General features: G+C 69.6%; 18 protein-coding genes and 1 pseudogene. 12 read left to right on the top strand and 7 right to left on the bottom strand.

Annotated features, from left to right (window positions below; translation table 11 throughout):
* Positions 1-179 precede the first annotated feature (179 nt).
* Complete coding sequence (locus ACTWOL_RS01335) at positions 180-809, bottom strand: winged helix-turn-helix transcriptional regulator (RefSeq protein ID WP_474293396.1); 630 nt, start codon at positions 807-809, stop codon at positions 180-182.
* An 80-nt stretch (positions 810-889) separates the two neighbouring features.
* Between ACTWOL_RS01335 and ACTWOL_RS01330 the strand changes: the two genes are divergently transcribed.
* From ACTWOL_RS01330 to ACTWOL_RS01320, 3 genes are read left to right on the top strand one after another with little or no spacing between them, the layout of a single operon-like run.
* A complete protein-coding gene (locus tag ACTWOL_RS01330) occupies positions 890-1,642 on the top strand; it encodes an MBL fold metallo-hydrolase (protein WP_327387315.1) in 753 nt (250 codons plus the stop codon).
* Positions 1,643-1,665: 23 nt separating this feature from the next.
* Positions 1,666-2,310 (top strand): NAD(P)-dependent oxidoreductase, encoded by a 645-nt coding sequence (locus ACTWOL_RS01325; protein WP_474293394.1) that lies wholly within the window; start codon positions 1,666-1,668, stop codon positions 2,308-2,310.
* Between the two features lie 3 nt (positions 2,311-2,313).
* On the top strand, positions 2,314-3,579 hold the full coding sequence (locus tag ACTWOL_RS01320; RefSeq protein ID WP_474293392.1) for a multidrug effflux MFS transporter: 1,266 nt from the start codon (positions 2,314-2,316) through the stop codon (positions 3,577-3,579).
* A gap of 6 nt (positions 3,580-3,585) precedes the next feature.
* Here the strand turns inward: ACTWOL_RS01320 and ACTWOL_RS01315 are convergent.
* Positions 3,586-3,917: pseudogene (locus ACTWOL_RS01315) on the bottom strand (transposase family protein); the annotation flags it as partial.
* Here ACTWOL_RS01315 and ACTWOL_RS01310 point away from each other — a divergent pair.
* Entirely contained in the window at positions 3,813-4,841 is a 1,029-nt protein-coding gene (locus tag ACTWOL_RS01310; RefSeq protein WP_474301329.1) for a hypothetical protein, read from the top strand. The pseudogene ACTWOL_RS01315 and the gene ACTWOL_RS01310 overlap by 105 nt on opposite strands.
* Before the next feature lie 326 nt (positions 4,842-5,167).
* On the opposite strand, the gene ACTWOL_RS01305 is transcribed toward ACTWOL_RS01310, so the two are convergent.
* A complete protein-coding gene (locus tag ACTWOL_RS01305) occupies positions 5,168-5,545 on the bottom strand; it encodes an HGxxPAAW family protein (RefSeq protein ID WP_474293390.1) in 378 nt (125 codons plus the stop codon).
* Between the two features lie 114 nt (positions 5,546-5,659).
* Between ACTWOL_RS01305 and ACTWOL_RS01300 the strand changes: the two genes are divergently transcribed.
* The 3 genes from ACTWOL_RS01300 to ACTWOL_RS01290 all read left to right on the top strand — a co-directional run bounded on the left by ACTWOL_RS01300 (position 5,660) and on the right by ACTWOL_RS01290 (position 7,188).
* Positions 5,660-6,154 (top strand): MarR family transcriptional regulator, encoded by a 495-nt coding sequence (locus tag ACTWOL_RS01300; protein ID WP_474293389.1) that lies wholly within the window; start codon positions 5,660-5,662, stop codon positions 6,152-6,154.
* A gap of 141 nt (positions 6,155-6,295) precedes the next feature.
* Entirely contained in the window at positions 6,296-6,931 is a 636-nt protein-coding gene (locus ACTWOL_RS01295) for a nucleotide-binding protein (protein ID WP_474293387.1), read from the top strand.
* Positions 6,928-7,188, top strand: a complete 261-nt coding sequence (locus tag ACTWOL_RS01290) for a hypothetical protein (RefSeq protein ID WP_474293385.1) — start codon at positions 6,928-6,930, stop codon at positions 7,186-7,188. The genes ACTWOL_RS01295 and ACTWOL_RS01290 overlap by 4 nt, the downstream gene beginning before the upstream one ends.
* On the opposite strand, the gene ACTWOL_RS01285 is transcribed toward ACTWOL_RS01290, so the two are convergent.
* Positions 7,185-8,363, bottom strand: coding sequence for a PI-PLC domain-containing protein (locus ACTWOL_RS01285; RefSeq protein ID WP_474301072.1), 1,179 nt, complete (start codon positions 8,361-8,363; stop codon positions 7,185-7,187). The genes ACTWOL_RS01290 and ACTWOL_RS01285 overlap by 4 nt on opposite strands.
* 342 nt (positions 8,364-8,705) lie before the next feature.
* Between ACTWOL_RS01285 and ACTWOL_RS01280 the strand changes: the two genes are divergently transcribed.
* The 5 genes from ACTWOL_RS01280 (at position 8,706) to ACTWOL_RS01260 (ending at position 13,435) form a co-directional block, all read left to right on the top strand.
* The gene (locus ACTWOL_RS01280; RefSeq protein WP_474293383.1) at positions 8,706-9,329 is read left to right on the top strand and encodes a DUF6230 family protein; all 624 of its coding nucleotides are present in this window, start codon (positions 8,706-8,708) and stop codon (positions 9,327-9,329) included.
* Positions 9,320-9,847 (top strand): DUF6114 domain-containing protein, encoded by a 528-nt coding sequence (locus tag ACTWOL_RS01275; protein WP_474293381.1) that lies wholly within the window; start codon positions 9,320-9,322, stop codon positions 9,845-9,847. The genes ACTWOL_RS01280 and ACTWOL_RS01275 overlap by 10 nt, the downstream gene beginning before the upstream one ends.
* A gap of 490 nt (positions 9,848-10,337) precedes the next feature.
* A complete protein-coding gene (locus tag ACTWOL_RS01270; RefSeq protein ID WP_474293379.1) occupies positions 10,338-11,648 on the top strand; it encodes a N,N-dimethylformamidase beta subunit family domain-containing protein in 1,311 nt (436 codons plus the stop codon).
* Positions 11,649-11,715: 67 nt separating this feature from the next.
* Complete coding sequence (locus tag ACTWOL_RS01265) at positions 11,716-13,050, top strand: LCP family protein (RefSeq protein WP_474293377.1); 1,335 nt, start codon at positions 11,716-11,718, stop codon at positions 13,048-13,050.
* A gap of 49 nt (positions 13,051-13,099) precedes the next feature.
* Complete coding sequence (locus ACTWOL_RS01260) at positions 13,100-13,435, top strand: SCO4225 family membrane protein (protein WP_474293375.1); 336 nt, start codon at positions 13,100-13,102, stop codon at positions 13,433-13,435.
* Positions 13,436-13,499: 64 nt separating this feature from the next.
* Here ACTWOL_RS01260 and ACTWOL_RS01255 read toward each other — a convergent pair whose 3' ends face one another.
* From ACTWOL_RS01255 to ACTWOL_RS01245, 3 genes are all read right to left on the bottom strand, one after another.
* Positions 13,500-14,162 carry a lysophospholipid acyltransferase family protein gene (locus ACTWOL_RS01255; RefSeq protein WP_474293373.1) on the bottom strand — a complete coding sequence of 221 codons (663 nt, stop codon included), beginning with the start codon at positions 14,160-14,162 and terminating at the stop codon, positions 13,500-13,502.
* 122 nt (positions 14,163-14,284) lie between these two features.
* Positions 14,285-15,871 carry a hypothetical protein gene (locus tag ACTWOL_RS01250; RefSeq protein ID WP_474293372.1) on the bottom strand — a complete coding sequence of 529 codons (1,587 nt, stop codon included), beginning with the start codon at positions 15,869-15,871 and terminating at the stop codon, positions 14,285-14,287.
* Between the two features lie 338 nt (positions 15,872-16,209).
* Entirely contained in the window at positions 16,210-16,851 is a 642-nt protein-coding gene (locus tag ACTWOL_RS01245; protein ID WP_474293370.1) for a CAP domain-containing protein, read from the bottom strand.
* Between the last annotated feature and the right edge of the window lie 48 nt (positions 16,852-16,899).

The following is a 16,899-nucleotide window of genomic DNA, read 5'->3' as shown; positions in this document are numbered from 1 at the left end:
CAAACATTTCTCAGAACCCCGACGCGACACGCTTGCGTGAGAACGGGTTTTGAGAACGAAACCGCTCCGGATCGGCGGCTTCGGGCCGCGAGCCGGACTTCTTCTCAGAATGGACCGTTTTTGAGACCGGCGCAGACTCGGTAGGGCTTGAGGTCGCAGGCCCGCGAGCGGTCGGTCGTTCAGCGGGGCAGGATGCGCATTACTGCCTCGTGTTCGCCGCTGAGCCGCAGGCCTTGCTGTGCTGCGGCGCTCAGATCGAGGTCGCCGAGCAGGGTCGCAGCCAGCAGGTGCGGCGGTCCGGTCAGTGACGCGGTGGGGTGGTCGACCCGGCCGGCGTGTGTGTGCACCGAGCCGTCCTTGACTTCGATGACCAGGTCTTCGTTGCCGTCGGCGTGCAGTTGCAGGGCGATTGCCGGCTGGTCGGGGCGGTGGTCGGTCAGTGCCCGGGCGGGCATGTCCAGCCAGTGGGTGCGGAAGGTGTCGTTGCCGCCCGGCTCACGCAACAGCGGCACGCCCCACCGGCTCAGTTCCTGCAGCACCGGCTCCAGCGCGCGGCCACGCTCGGTGAGGGAGAACAGGGTGGTGGCCACCGGCGGCGGGGCGGCCTCGCGGTGGATCAGGCCGGCTTCCTCGAGTTCGCGGAGCCGGTCGACCAGCAGGTTGCTGGCGATCCCGGGCAGCCCGTTGCGCAGGTCGGTGTGTCGGCAAGGACCCAGGGCGAGCAGTTCGCGGACGATCAGCAGGGTCCATCGGTCGCCGATGGTGTCCAGTGCTTTCGCGATGCCGCAGTACTGCCCGTAGGTGCGCATGCCACCACCCTACATCGTGGGTTGAGATTCAAAACTCTCTTGTTGACTTTCTCAACAACGTCGGTCTAGCGTCGCTGCCCATGACCCCCACCCTTTCCGTGCGTCGGCTGGCCTGGGCCGGCGTCGAGATCCGTCTCGGCGACACCCGCCTGCTGATCGACCCGCTCGAGAACGTCGCTCCGCTGGCGCCGGTGATGGGGCCGCCGCACCGGCCGGTCGACCCGGTCGATACCCCGCCCGGCACCCACGCCCTCATCACCCACCTGCACCCCGACCACTACGACCACGACCTGATCGCCCGGATCGCGGCCACCGGCACGATCGGCTGCCACACCCCGAGCGCGGCGGCGCTGCACGAGGTGGGCATCACCCCCGTCGCCCAGGACCTGGGCCAGTCACGCCGCATCGGAGAGCTGACCGTCACCCCGGTGACCTCGCTGGACTGGCGCGGCAACGACTGTGACCAGGTCGCCTGGGTCGTCGAAGGCGCCGGCCGGCGGGTCATCCACTGCGGCGACACCCAGTGGCACGGCAGCTGGTGGCAGATCGCCCGCGACCACGGCCCGTTCGACGTCGCGTTCGTCCCGGTCAACGGTGTCATCGCCCACTTCGAGGGCTACGCGGCCAACGTCCCGGCGACCATGACCCCCGAGCAGGGCGTCGAGGCCGCCGTCGCACTCGGCGCCGGCACCGTCTGCGCCATGCACTACGGCCTGTTCCACAACCCGCCGTTCTACACCGAACAACCCGACATCGAGCAGCGCTTCCAGCACGCCGCCGACGAGCGCGGCATCACCGCGGCCATCATCGCCGACGGCCAGCCCGTCCTCTGACCATCAGAAACAAGGAGCAACACATGAAGATCGTCCTGTTCGGTGCCAGCGGTAACATCGGCCGGCCCGCCACCGAGGAACTACTGCGTCGCGGCCACACCGTCACCGCGGTCACCCGAGCCGGCCACATCGACGGACTCGAGCACAAGGCCCTGACCGTGACCACCGGTGACGTCACAGACGCCGCCGCGGTCGCCGGCCTCGCCGCCTCCCACGACGCCGTACTGTCGGCCGTCGGCCCCCGGATCGGCCAGGAGAACGACCGCGCCACGATCGTCGGTGCCGCCCGTGCGCTGATCGACGGACTCCGCCGAGCCGGTGTCACCCGCCTGGTCACCATCGGCGGTGCCGGTAGCCTACGCACGCCGACCGGCGCCCGGGTCATGGACGACCCGGACTTCCCCGCGCTGTGGAAGGCCAACGCCGAGGCCCAGTCCGAAGCGCTCGACCTCTACCGCGGCGTGCACGACCTCGACTGGACGTACGTGTCGCCCGCCGCAGTCATCAGAGCGGGCGAGCGGACCGGTGCCTACCGCAGCGCCGGGGACACCCTGCTCACCGACGACGACGGCAACAGCCGCATCTCGTACGCCGACTACGCGATCGCCTTGGCCGACACGATCGAGAACGGCACCGCGATCCGCCGCCGCATCACCGTGGCGTACTGAGCCATGAGCAACGACGCCGCCGGCCGGCAAACCCGATTCATCGTCCTGCTCGCAGCGCTCGTGGCCCTGGGACCACTGTCCATCGACGGCTACCTGCCCGGACTGCCGGACCTCGCCGGCGACCTGCGCGCCAGCGCCGCGGCCACCCAGCTCACCATCACCGCCTGCCTGGCCGGGCTGGCCATCGGGCAGCTGATCGCCGGGCCGCTGAGCGACACCTACGGCCGGCGGCGTCCGTTGCTGGCGGGCCTCGCCCTCTACACGATCGCCAGCGCGCTCTGCGCGGTGGCGCCCGACGTCCGGACCTTCGTCGGCCTACGCCTGGTCCAGGGCATCGGCGGGGCGTTCGGCATCGTCATCGCCAACGCCATGGTCCGCGACCGCACCTCCGGAACCCGCACCGCACGTCTCTTCTCCGCACTGACCTTGATCACCGGCCTGGCGCCGGTGTTCGCGCCGGTCCTCGGCGGCCAGCTACTGCGCGTCACGGCCTGGCCTGGAATCTTCGTGGGCCTGGCCGTACTCGGCGCCGTGATGCTGGCGGCCTCCGCCGCAGGACTGCCGGAGACCCGGCCCTCCGCGTCACGCCAGCCGCTGCTGGCTGTCGTCGGGCAGCTGCTCAGCGACCGGGTCTTCACCGGGTACGTCCTGGCCAACGGCCTGGTCTTCGCGGCGATGTTCGCCTACATCTCCGGCTCGCCGTTCGTCCTGCAGGAAATCCACGGCCTGTCACCGCAGCAGTACAGCGCCGTGTTCGCCGTCAACGCCGCCGGACTCATTGCGGCCGCCCAGATCAGCGGCCGGCTGGTGGCCCGGGCCGGCGCCCGCGTGCTGCTGCTCGCCGGTCTGCTGGGCGCGACAGCCGGTGGCACCACGGTTCTGGCCGCGGTGCTGACACGGGCACCCCTGCCCGCGCTCCTGATCGGCCTGTTCGTCCTGGTCTCCAGCGTGGGCCTCGTCATGCCGAACGCCGCGGCTCAGGCCCTGGCCGACCACGGCGGACACGCCGGGTCGGCCGCCGCGCTGCTCGGCTTCAGCCAGTTCATGATCGGCGGGGCACTTGCTCCGCTGGCCGGCGCGGGTGGCGCCACCGACGCCTTGCCGATGGGAATCATCGTCGCCGTGCTGCCGGCGCTCGCTCTGCTCACACTCGGCGTCCTCACCCGGTCGATGCCCGGTGAGCGCACTCGCAGGCCGGCTCGCCAAGGACCTGCCGGGCACCGGCGACCGCGCCGGCGCATCGATCGCAGACGAGCCGGCATCCAGTGAGCCGTTTCATCCTTCGTAACGCGGTGACTCGACGTGGTGCAGGACGAGGATGGCCTGCACGATTGCGGTGGCTCGGCGCGGGCAGCAGCGCAGCTTGACCAGGATTCTCCAGGTTTTGAGGGTAGCGATGGCCCGTTCGCCGCGAGCGTGGATCTTCGCGTGGGCGCGGTTGACGGCCTTCTGCCGCCGGGACAGCTTGGGCCTGAAGCGACGTCGTTTGAACGGGGGCCGAGGTGGACGGTGCCGAGGCGGGTCAGCGTGCGGACGCTTCCGCGGGCGCCTTGGTACCCCTTGTCGGCAAAGGTCATCACCTTCTCGCTGGTCAGCGCGTCGATCACCTGCTCGCGCAGGATTCTTCCGGACCGCGCAGCGCCCTGCCCCAGCTGCTACGGAATCTTCCCACCCGCGACGATCTCCGCTGGGGCAGGACCTGGCCCATGCTCGCTCACGAGGTTTCTCCCTCGCTCCGGCGCCGGATCGACCAGGTCTACCGGCACAGACTCTCTGCCGACTGGATCCGTCAGGGAGCCCCGACACCGCGGGCCTCCAAGGCGAACACCACCCAGAAACTCTTCGCCCCGACCCACCCCCTCACAGACTTCGGGATCGCTCCCGAGCACATTCCGCAGTCCCTTCCCAGCTCCTGGTTGCTTGCCGCCACCCTGGAGGACTCCGAGCAGGCCCTCACCAGCCGCCGACGACTCCGCCGCATTCTCCCGGTCCACCTGGTCCAAGCGATCAGCGACATGAACTTCCTGGAAGCGGCAGCCTTCCTCGGAATCCCAACGTCCTGGACCACCCGGGGCCGACTGCGGGTCAAACCACTGAACCCCTATCAAGACCTCAAGGACCGGGACCTACCGGCCACGCTGAAACGCCTGGCCGAGCACGTCAGCGGCGAGGAGAGCATCGACTACCGGGCCCGCCGCATGCAGTTCTCCCGCTGGTCCATCGACGACAGGACCTGGGACGAGCCCTGCCGCCTTCACCGTCGAGGCAGAGGTCCCAAGCCGACAGAACGCACCCGAGAGTGCGCATCCGCCTTCGTCTGGAGCTACGTCACCGGCAGCGAGTTCACCCTCGCACCAGTCTTCCAGCCGCCAATGCGGCCCGACGACCGAACACGAACCGACGATTTGCCGCACTTGACCCTTCTCCGGCGCTGGGAATCGCAAGAACAACCCATCCCCTCCGCCGGCCTTTGCAGGGCCCTCGAAGACCACGCCAGGCAGCTGATCACAACCGTCACTCACACACCGTGATCAACGCACACCCTGGGCCGCCAACTATCGCCCTCAAGATCCGCCAACCAGCTCCCTCTCGCTGCTGACGACCTGCGCCGCAGGGAGCATCACCCGCCAACTACGATCCTCGGTCACAGCACCGACCCTTGCTCCACAACAGGGGGCCTGGTGGCCCGGGTTGGCCGAAACGCCGACATCGCGCCCGACGCGTACCCCGGGCCCAGGGGCCGCAGGGTACGGCGACGGGACGAGCCCCGTGAGAGGACCGTTCCACCAGGCGAAGGCCCGGAAGCCCGGAAGCCCGGAGGACCGAAGATGCACGCCCGGCCCCCGGCAGTCGACCGTCAGGACGACAGATCGGCCGGAGTGCCGGTACGCCGTGCGGGGGCCACGCGCTCCGGCGTCGCTTCCGGGCTCGGGGCAACGCCCTGACGTCCCGCAAGCCGGCACCCGACGCAGTTCGTGTGCCCGGCGCGTGCCGCCCGGTCCCGCACTCGCATCCCCCACTGGTCCGCGGGGCGCGGCCCGGGCCGCTTGCCCCATCCCGCGAGATGCAGGGCCCACGTGACCAGCAGCGCCGATGCCATCACGCCGAGGCCCAGCCCGATCCCGGGGCGCCAGCCGCAGATACCCACGCCTGCGACGGCGGCGCCCGCCGTGGCGATGAGGCATCCCGTCCATCCCGCGATGGTGTGGCCCTCGTCGTACTGGTGTCCGCTCATGTGCCTGCCCCCTTTCGCCCCGGCCTGGCCTGGGCGTCCTGTGGCCACCCGACCGTGGCCGGATATGGTGTCTTAGCAAGTAAGGAATTTATCTTACGCACTAAGGGAAATTCAATGGAGGGTAGGCCCCGACCCGCCGCCACACCGGCGGACGCCATCAGCGCGATGGACCACCTCATCGCGACGAGCATGGTCGGCCAGCAGGAGTTCGCCCGGAGTCTCGGCCTGAGCGCCACGGACCTCGTCTGCTTCGCGTACGTGCTCGAGGCCGGTGATGCTCCCGTGACCGCCGGCGACCTGGCCGACCGGGCTCATGTCACCTCGGGGGCGGTGACCGGCATCCTCAACCGTCTGGAGCGCGGCGGGTTCGTGACACGGCGCCCGGACCCCGCCGACCGGCGCCGGGTGCGCGTGGTCGCCGTACCGGCTGCCGCCGAGCGCGTGCGGGCCCTCTACGAGCCGTACTACGTGCGGCTCGTAGAGCTGTTCGCCGGTTACACGCCGGACGAGGTCGCCGTCATCGCCGACTGGTTCGACCGCGCCGGAACGCTCGCGCGCGCCTATCTCGCGGAGTCGCGCGAGAACGGTTCAACCGGCCGCGGGGCATGAGGGACGGCGGAAGGGCCCCGAAGGGGCCGGCGGGCGCTCGCCGCCTCCCGTATGACGCTTCTGACTGCTTGCGGGTGAACGGCAGCAGCTTCGTGCTCGCGTCGGACCGCGGCAGGAGATCCGCCTGGTTAAGGTGCTGCCGTGCCGCTGAGCTGTGCTTTTGTGAACCTCAAGCCCGGAGTCGGCAAGACGACCAGCGCTGTGTGGCTGGCGCATGCCCTTCATGAGTCGGGCTACTCGCCACTCCTGGTAGACGGCGATCCAGCCTCTTCCGCGCTGCGCTGGAGCGAGCTGGCGGGCGGCTTTCCGTTTCCCGTCATCGCCCTTCCGGTCGGAGATGTGCACCGTCGTGTGAACGACTTCCTCGGCAGCAGGCAGGCCGTGGTGCTCGACGCTCCGCAGCTGGAGGACCATCCCCGCATCGCCCGCAGCATCATGAGATACGCGAGCGAGTGGATCATCCCCGTGACCCCCGCGCCCATCGAACTGGACCGGATGGCGCCCATCAGGTCCGAGATGGACGATGTGCAGTCCCTGCGCGCCGAGCGGGCCCGGGCCGTCGTCGTGCTGAATCGCACCAATCGTCCTGATGCCACCCGTACCGGTCCCGATGCCGACGCTCGTGAGGCGCTCACCGAGTGGGGCTTCGTGGTGCTGGACACCCAGATCGCACGCCTCGATCTGTACGCCCAGTCGTTCGGAAGCCCGGTCCGTGCGAAAGGCTCGGCGTACATGGACCTCGCCGAAGAACTCATCAAGCGTCAGGAAGCGGTATGAAGGAGCGCAAGGACAGATACCGCGCGGCACTGCAGCGCGGAGAGGACAGCACGGCCCGGGCGCCGAAGGGCACCACGCTGCACAGCAGGTACATCAGCGTGACGATCGAAGTGAACCCCGACCTGCAGTCGGGGCTGACGCGATGGGTGGGTCCGCCGCTCTCCGTGCTGGTACTCGCCGGCACGACCGTTCTGCGCGCCGTCGCCGACACCGCAGCCAGGGTGTCGGTCATCGTCGGCGGTTCCCGTCGTTCCTAACGAGCGCCCCCGGTTGCCGTCCTGGCCGCCGGCGCGCCCTTGGTATCCGGGCGCAGCACGGGGCCGGTGTTGAGCTCCGCGACGATCGAGGCAGGGGTGTGGCCGCTGCCGTCCGACAGACGGTGGAAGTCGACGGAGACGAAGTTCGGACTGCGGCCCCCGGACGCGCTCCGGCACTGGTCGGCGATGCGGTTCCTCAGCTTGGTGCCGTTGTCCAGGGCCGCCGTGAGGACGGTGGGTACGTTGCGGTGGTGGCTCATGGTGAACAGACGCCGGAACCCGGGTTCCTGCCGGTCCAAGGGCACGTCGGACCAGCGGCTGACGCATGCGAGGTCGTTGCCAAGGTCTCCGAGGCTCCAGTAGTTGCTCACCGTCCAGGACTTGTCGTACATGACGCCGAGGTGCTCGCGGTCGGACCGGTCGGAGAAGATCACCAGGCGCTTGCCGGCGGTGACGAGATCGGCCACCTTCGGCCATCCGTGCCGGCGTACCTCCCACTGGTCCGGCCGGAACAGCAGCTGGGACAGTCCTCCGACGCGGGCGAGCGACTGTCGCAGCTGCTCTGCGCTGACGTAGTCCTCCAGGAAGACGGTCACGACTTCCTGGGGATGGGAGGCCAGGAAGTCCACCACGGTCTGCATCGTGCCGTGGAAGGACTGTCGCGGCAGGGCGTACGTGGCACCGGCGAAAGTCTTGCAGTCGCCGTGGCACAGGTACACGTCGCTCGGGTAGCAGTCGCTGCCGAAGCTGATGATGCACAGCCAGGTGCTGCGTTCGTACCAGTGTGTGTCCAGGCTGAGGCCGCGAACAGCGTTGTCGAGCTGGGCGCGCACCGACTCGGCCTGGTTCACCGAACTCCAGCGCGCGTCCTCATAGTTGGTGAAGGCGTTGTGGGTGGTCAGGAAGGACACCTCGTCGAGCCGGCGATCGCCCCAGCGGGCAGCTGCGGCGCCGGACGAGGGCGTGTTCGTGGAGACGGTGGGGGCGGTCCCGTCCGCGGCCGAGGCGGTCGAAGTGGTCGCCGTGTTCAGGAGTACCAGCAGAAGGAGGCATACGAGGGCGTGTCGGCCGGCTCTTCGCAGGAGCGTGGCGCGAGCGGTCCGCGAGCCGGACGGGTGAAGACTGCGTGTGCGGCCCCGCGACCTCGAGCGGCCTACGAACCCAAGGTGCAACATGCTCATGTCAATCATGCGCGGAGGGTAGCGTGCGGGCCGTCGGTTTGCTCCCCCGCGGACGCGTTCGGCCGGTAACCGACGCGCTGCATGCCGAAGGAGGCGCCGCGCCGTCCGTTCGGGTGAGCCCGTCGGACTCGGCGTCCCGATCCGGGGCGGGCAGAGGCCGGGGGCGTAACCCTGCCTCGAGGTACGCCCGGGCGACCGGCGTCGCCCTTCACCCGTCTGCCCTGCGAACGTGCTGTAGCCCGCAAGATCGGGAAGCCTGGGATCCAGTACCGGAGAGGGACACGTTTTCTTCCCGTCCGCCACCGGCAGCGCTGTTCCACGGCCCGAGGAGAGGTCATGTCGTACGGCATCGGCAGGACCCGCTGGAAGCGCTTCGCCTTGGTGCTCCTCTCCTCCGTGACCGCCGCCGCGGCGCTGGGCGTCGGGATGGCACAAGGAGCGCTGGCCGCCTCGTTCCTGATTTCTGGCAGAACGTTCCAGGTACGCGCGGACACACTGGAGGTCCGAGGGCTGAGCATCTACGGCATGGTCGACGTGACCAGGGAGGGCACCGCTGTGCCGGTGACGGTCACCGGATTCCGGCACGCCGAGATCAGCGGACTGTGCCAGTCCGTGGTGGTGCCCATCCCCGTCCTCGGCCCGTACACACTCAGGCTGACAGGCGGCGAGCGGCGCCGGGTCGAAGCGAAGGACATGTACATCGACGCGAAGGCCCTGGACGTCGGACAGGCGAACTTCAAGGGCATCGACATCGGCGTGGCCGCGGGCGCGGTGAGCAAGGGACCGATCAACCCGGGCGACAGACGATCACGGTTCTTCGACCCCGACGGTATTGCCCAGCAGGCCGAGACCGCCCAGCTGACCGATGTACGCGCGACCGCCGTCGCGGTGACCGCAGCCACGCTGAGCGTCCCCGATCTGAGCCTGCGGCTCGAGCAAGGCAGCCACGAATGCTTCTGACCTCCGGATCGGGAAACGCCGGACACGAAGACGACGCCTCCCGTTCGTCCCGCTTCCCGGCGGCGCCGGCCCCGGGGTACGTCCGGGGCCGGGGCCTTCGCAGGCTGCCCGATGTCGCGAGCGCCAGGCACCGCTTCAGGGCCTGGCGGGGCCACCGCCCGTTCTGGGCCGGCTTGTTCACCATCGCGGCCGGCCTGCCCATCATGTACTTCCCCTATGTGAGGCTGAGCCTTTCGGGTATCCCCCTGGCGCTGTCCACGACGGCGGGCGCGGGCGCCCTGATCACCGGGGTCCTCCTCCTGACCCTGGGCGTCAGCATGTGGGTGCGCCCGCAGACGCGTGGATTCGCAGGAATCGCCGCGCTGCTTCTGTCGCTCGTGTCCTTCCCCCTGGCCAATTTCGGGGGGCTCTTCCTCGGTTTGTTCGCCGGTCTGATCGGCGGCTCACTGGCATGCGCCTGGGCGGAGCCCACGGAGCACACCGACCGGGCGGGCGACAGCTGGGGGCCGGGGAGGTGAGTGGCGCGCCGAGGCGGGCGGTGTGCCGGGCATGAGGGGGCTGCTGGATTAGAAAGGAGCGTGCACGGCCAGGGGATTTCTGATGGATCTCCGTGGAGGAAGGTGCGGCGAGAGTGAGGGCCGGGCGTCGCGACGCCGCGGAGATCCGTCAGAAGGCCCCTAGAGGCGGAGGAGCGCGATGGCTCGGGGTGGTGGGAGGTCCGGGGCGGCAGGCCCGCAGTACCCGGAGCGCCGGTGGGTATTGGGGCTTGCTGCTGCCGCCTTCGTCTCGAAAGGCCATTGGCCGGGGCACGTTTCGGCTGCGGCGCGAACCGTTGGGGACTGCGGGATCTCGTCCGGGCTTTCCGACGACGCACCGCGGCAGTGCGCGTTCGATGTGCGGGCCGAGAACCTTCGGCCGGGAGATTCCGACTGGCGTATCGTCCATCCGGGCCCCACTCGTGCCATCGAGGGATTCGCCGATCGTGTCAGTGTGCGCGCGGGGGAATCCTTGGCTCTGCGCGTCTCGACGACCGCTGCGTTCTACACCGTCTCGGCCTACAGGATGGGCTGGTACGGCGGAGCGATGGGTCGTCTGGTGTGGCGCTCGGGGAGGCTTCCGGGCCGAGCCCAGTCTGCTCCGGCCACCACAACCGGGACGAGGACGGTGTACTGCGACTGGCAGCGGACCGCCGAGGTGGACACTTCGGGGTGGCCGGAGGGCTGTTATCTGCTGCGCCTCGACGCCGGAGAAGGGGCAGGGCAGCGCTATGTGCCGTTGACCGTCCGGTCTCCTGCGGCGGCAGGCAGGATGGTGGTGGTCGGTTCGGTCGCCACCTGGCAGGCGTACAACCGGTGGGGTGGCCTCGACCTCTACAAGGGCACCGACGGCAAGAAGAGGTCCCGCTCGCTCGCGGTGTCCTTCGACCGGCCCTACGCCAACGGGTACGGCGCCGGTCAGTATCCCGTCTTCGAGGCGCCGCTCGTCGCACTGGCAGAACGTCTGGGCCTACCGCTCGCCTATACCACCGGAGTGGACGTCGCCCGGGAGCCGCACCTCCTCGACGGCGCCGTGGCCATGCTGTCTCTGGGCCATGACGAGTACTGGTCTCCTGAGCAGAGAGAGCACGTGACGTCGGCACGGGACGACGGGATGAATCTGGCTGTCCTCGGTGCCAACTGCTGTTACCGCCGCATTCGGTTCGATTCGTCCGACGTGGGCGCCGACCGGATCGTGGTCTGCCACAAAGAGGACTACGCGAGTGATCCCGGTTTCAAGCGAGGGCTGCCGCCGACCAACGACTACCGCCGCAAGCCCATGCCCGATCCGGAGAGTTCCCTGCTCGGGGTGCTGTACGACGGCTACCCGGTGGATGCGCCACTCGTGGTCTCCCACCCCGACCACTGGCTTCTGGAGGGCACCGGTGCGAAGCCGGGCGATTCCTTCCCGCACCTGGTCGGTGTCGAGTTCGACCGGGTGAATCCGGCACAACCGACACCTCGGCCGCTCGAGATCCTGGCGCACTCACCTGTTGTGTGCAAAGGGCGGCCCTCGCATGCCGACATGACCTACTGCACGCTGAGAAGCGGTGCGGGTCTCTTCGCCACCGGCACCCTGCGCTGGGTCGAAGCGCTGAAGGCGACCGGGCCGGCACGGCCTGGCGTGAACCACGGACTGGACGGTCGTGCCGGTGACTTCACTCGCATCGTGACGGCGAACGTCCTTCGAGCGTTCGCACAAGGGCCCGCCGGCCTGACCCGGCCGGCGTTGGACAACGTGGGTGAGTACTACGGTCAGGACGGCGTGCCAAACGCTCCGTAACACCGCCAGGACTGCGCTCCCCATTACGGTCACATGTGTTCCCCGTCCCTTCTTCCGGGGGTGTGCGATGCGCCGACTCACCGCCGGCCTGGCCCTTGTGTCCTCCCTGGCTGCCTGGCCCTGGCTCGCCGCAGATGCGGACTCCGCGGTGAAACCCGCGGCCCGGCCGGCCGGTCGCGGCACGAACATCCTGATCGTGGGCATCGACAGCCGTTCCGGTCTGTCGGCTGCGGAGAAGCGGCGCCTTCACGTCGGTGGCAAAGGATGCGAATGCACGGACGTGATGATGCTCGTGCACCTCTCCGAGGACCAGCGTCGTGCCGGCATCGTGTCCATCCCCCGGGACAGCTATGTGCAGTACGCCGCGCCGGCAGGGTCGACCGCCCCGGCTCCCAAGGGCAAGATCAACGGCGCGTTCAAGATCGGCAGGGGGCCTCTCACCGTGCGCACCGTGGAGAAGGTCACCGGGCTGCGTATCGACCACTACCTCGAGACCGGTTTCACCGGCTTCGAGCAGGCGGTCAACAACCTGGGCGGCGCGACGGTATGCACCGACAAGCTGCTCAAGGACGAGAATTCGGGTCTCGATCTCCCCGTGGGAACCCATCGCGCCGACGGGAACGGAGCACTGCGTTACGCCCGGGCCCGGCACATCAACCGTCCAGGAGACCTCGGCCGCGTCCGCCGCCAGCAGCGGCTGCTCGCCGACATGCTGCACGACCTGACGGTCCGGGGGGCTCTGGCCGATCCCGTGAGTGCCGCGGGCACGGCCCGAGAACTGCTCAAGTCCGTACGCACGGACGAACACACGGGTCTCGTCGACCTCGTGCGGATCGGTTGGGCGCTGGGCCGGTTGTCACCTGAACAGACGGAATTCACCACCGTCCCGATCTCCCTGTTCGACCACCGGGTGCCCGGCGTCGGCTCCACGCTCGTCTGGCACGGAGCCCGCTCCCGGGCACTGTGGGAGGCGCTGAGCGCCGACCGTCCCCTCATGGGCGACACGCGTATCCTCCCCGTCCCCGAAACACGTGCCGAAACCAACCCGGCCGGAATTCACGTACGCGTCGACGACGCGACCGTGGCCGGGGCGCTTCGGCGCAACGGATTCGTTGTGACGGACACGTCCGCGACGGCGCCGGTCTCCCGGCCCGCAGGTACTCCTGTCGTCACCTACCCGGCGGGGCGAGAAGCGGACGCCGCCACCCTGGCCGCTGCGCTGCCCGGCGCGCGCCTGCAGGCCGACCCGCGGACCGATGCCGTCTTCGGCATCGCGGTCGGCTCCGAGTCCGCCGTGGTCAAGCACGTCACGTACGACCGCAACGTCGCAGAGGGCGCTCCCGTCACGGCGAACGGCCTGCGGTGCGGCAACACGGCCGCGGCATTCCCGCCGCACCGCTGACAACAGGGCGCACGCAGACCCTGCATGCCACGTCTTCAGCGGAGAACCAATGAACGCGCGTACCATTGCCCGTCTCGGCTTCACCAACCCCGCTTCGGCGATCTACCTCGGGCTCGTCGGCGTTTCCGTGGTGGTGGCCGCAGCCGTCACGGTCTTCGACTCCGATCCCGGGTTCATCTGGGTGTGGCCCTTCTTCCTCACTCTCCCCGCCTCCTTGATCGCGGTGGCGGCCGAGGATGCGGTGTGGGGGACGGAAGGGGCCCCGGCCTGGCTCATCGTCGGCGGGCTGATCGTCTGCGCGGTGGCTCAGGCGTTCTGCCTCGGAGCACTCGTCGAGGCGCTGCGCGCTCACCTGGGCAGGCGCGATCGTCCTGATGGCGGGTGACTTCTGCACCGTCCGGATCGAACGCGGGTCACGGGGGCACCGTCATCGGCCGCACGCATCACCTTCAGGCAGCGTGCGCGGCGGGCTCGTCCAGGTGGGCGGCAGCTGTCCGCCACGCGGCCGTGACCGCGGTGCGGGCCTGCAGGGTCCGTGCGGCGCGGTCACCGGTCAGCGTCAGCGGAGTCCCCACATGAACGTGCAGGCGGGGACGGCGGAGCGGTGCCGTGGCCAGCCCGGCGATTTGCTTGCCCGGATTGCCGGAGGTGATCCGCCGCGCGCCCGCCTGTCCGAGTGGAATCACCGCGGCCCCCGTCCGCTCGGCCAGCCGGGACAAGCCGCTGCGGAACGGGCCGGGCGCGTGTTCCGCAGCGTCACGACGGTCGGGGACACCGCCCTCGGCGTAGATGAGGACGATCCGGCCACCGGCCAGGGCCTCCTGGGCCAGGTCGAGCGCCTGGGCCGCGCGCCGGTCTCCTCGGTGCACGGGGATGCAGCCCGTACGCGAGAGTGAGCGGCCGAGCACAGGAATGCGCCACAGGCCGGCGGTCGCCATTACGGCCGGCCGGATGCCGAGGCGGTGCAGTGCGGCCAGGACGACCGCGGGGTCTGCGAGCGAGGTGTGATTGGCGGCGATGATACTGCCGGGTGCGACGTCGGTGTCCGCGTCGGTGGTCACCGTGAGGCTCCCGACGGCGGGTACCAGGACGCTGGCGAGGCGGCTGAGCATGGTGTGTCTCCGGTCTCGACGAGTGCGATCTTCATCGTCTGCCAGGGAGCACCCTCAGGCCTGAGTACGCCTACTCACCACCGGGAGTACGGCGTACCCAAGCCCGGACCGGGAAGGCCGCGCTACGCCTCGACGCGGGCCCTGTCCGGCCGGACAGGGCCCGCCGGCTGATGCTGCCGCTCCGGCCGTGTGCACAGGTACGACCGGGAAAGTGCCAGGGACACGGCGGTGCAGAGAACGCCGAAGTACACGGGTGCCAGATGGCCGAAGTCGGTGTAGCCGATGATGCCGTGGACGACGATGGCCGGCAGGAAGCCGGTGGTCGCACAAGCGGCCAGTGTCCACCAGATCCAGGACTCACCCCGGCGCCAGCCCCACGCGGCGAGCAGAACGATCGCAGCCGCCGCGGCCATGAGGGCACCGCCGAAGCCTGCCCGGTCGTGCGCGACGAACGGCATCAGCCGTGGGTTGGCCGACCGGACGGCGTCCGGCACCGTGTTCAGGAAGTCCAGGTCGGTGGGTACGAAGACACTCGTGAGGCCGACCGCCGACACCACCGCTCCGCCGACGAAGATGCCGGCTCCGGTGACGATCATGAGCAGTTGGCCGACGAGGGCCCGGCGGCGTTCGCGCTCGGCCCCTTGGGGGAGCACGGTCCAGCGGGGTGGGGTGACGCCCGCACGCCGGGTGGCGACCAGGAACATCGGGAAGAGAGCGAGGGTGACAGCCGTGTGCAGGGGCTCGAGGAAGCCGAAGCCCAGGAAGTAGAGAAGTGTGGGGAAGCCGATCCATCCGGAGGCCAGGAAGGCCACCCGGGCCCAGGGCCACCCGCGACGGATCCCGCCCACTGCGAGACCGATGTAGAGAATGCCCATGGTCAGCATGGTGCCGGCCATGGTGATCCTGTCGTGTTGCAGGAAGTGCACCAAGTGGTGATTGGTGGCATGCAACTCGTGCACCGACATCCCGAGGTAGTCACGGTCGTACCACAGCAGCACCGGCCCGAGTGTGATCGCAGCGGCACCCAGACCCGCGCAGATCATTCCCACACCGACCAGCACCCCCCACCACCACGACGGCCAGCGCCGTGGATCGAGCCCGACCTCGCCCAGTCCACCCGCCGGAGGATGCGGTGGGGCCGCCGCCTCGGTCACCCGCGTGAACCATCCAGGGCCCTCCCGCACCAGCACCGCGGGCGTGGCCAGGACCACGGACTCCGGATCCGCGAGCGCGTCGACGGCGCCGGCCACCGAAGTCGCCCGCACCACGGTGGGATCCGGCCCGGTACATATGGAGTCGACGTGCGGCGACAGTGCCTCCACAACCGCCGGGGCGTCCGGCCCCTCGGCGCGCACCGTCACCGGTACCCGCCGGCCGGCGGCCGCCTGGCGCACCCTGGGCACGTCGGCCAGGGAGACGGGCCCTACTTCGATCAGACCCGCCCCCAGCGGAGGCAAGGCACGCACCGCGTCCCACGCCACCGCCGGTGGCACGACCACGCCCAGCCGTGCGGTCACGGAAGCGGCGGTGTGGGAGCCGGTGGGTCCGGGCAATGGGTGGCCGGGACCGATCATCTTGGCGATCACATGTCTGCCGCCGGGAAGGGAGCCGATGAGGGCCAGCGTCCGCAGCGCGGCTCGCTGAGATCGTCGCGTTCCCAGCAGCGAAGCCGCCGCACCGCGTAGTGGGTGATAGGTCCAGTCAGGCATCAGAGCCTCGCCACCTCCGTGACCTCGGCGCGGTCAGCGGGGACCGGCCATGGATGCAGGACGGCCGGAGTGAGTCGGCCGGGCGACGACCTTACACAGTGGGAAACCGGGGCAGTTGGACGGGTGGTCGGATTCCTCCACGCCCTACACGGGACGCGCCGACGCACTGCCACTCCGGTGGTCCGGGCAGTGCGTCGGCGATGTGTGCAGAAGCTCCGAGGGGCGCCACCACCGCCGGAGCGGGCTGTGGCACGAACGCGACGCCATGTCTTTGTCAGGGATGCCTTGTCAGGGATGCCATCCCCGAAGGGCGCGTCGCGTCAGTCGTCCCTCAGTCGCTACTGAGCGTCCCGTGCGAGCACCGGACCGCTCCACTGCGCCGGCTGCTGTGAGACGGCCCGCGGGGACGCCACCCGTGCCGCGGGTGCGTTGAGGTGGCAACCGGTGGGCGTCCTGGTCAGCAGCTTGCGGTGGGAACCAAGCAGATCGACGTCCCAGTAGCGGCGGTCGTATCCGATGCCGATGGCCACGATGTCCTTCTTCATCAGGACTTTGTAGAGCGCGTTCTTGGGGTCGGGGTCCGTCACCCTGTCCGCGAAGTAGCCATCGTGGTCGTAGCCGGACGCCATGAACTCGGCGATGAGGCCGGAGAACAGGCCCGCCTGGGACATCCGTGTCCGAAGGTCGCGGCCGTCGCTGCCGACCGAGGTCAGCCGCCCCATCGCCGCCATGTCCCTGGCATGCGCACGTCCGACCGCGCTGGCCCGGTCGGAGACCCGGAGGCTGGACAGGCCGTGGGCGGCGCGTTCCTTGTTGATCTCGCACACGATCCAGTCGACGTTCGGGTAGTACGACTGTCGCAGTCCCTCGCTGTTCGCCGGGGCAGGCAAGGGGGCGTCCAGCGCTTGAGCGGGGACGGTTGCCCCGAACAGGACGGCAGCTGACAGAGCCGCAGACACGGCCGAGACCAAGCTCTTCACGAAGGACCTCCCGGTGCGCGCAGGGCAGCGAGTCCTCGCGATGCCCTT

This window comes from Micromonospora sp. IBHARD003, assembly GCF_056106285.1.
The sequence above is the reverse complement of the archived record's forward strand: the minus strand, read 5'-3'. Positions and strand labels throughout refer to the sequence as shown.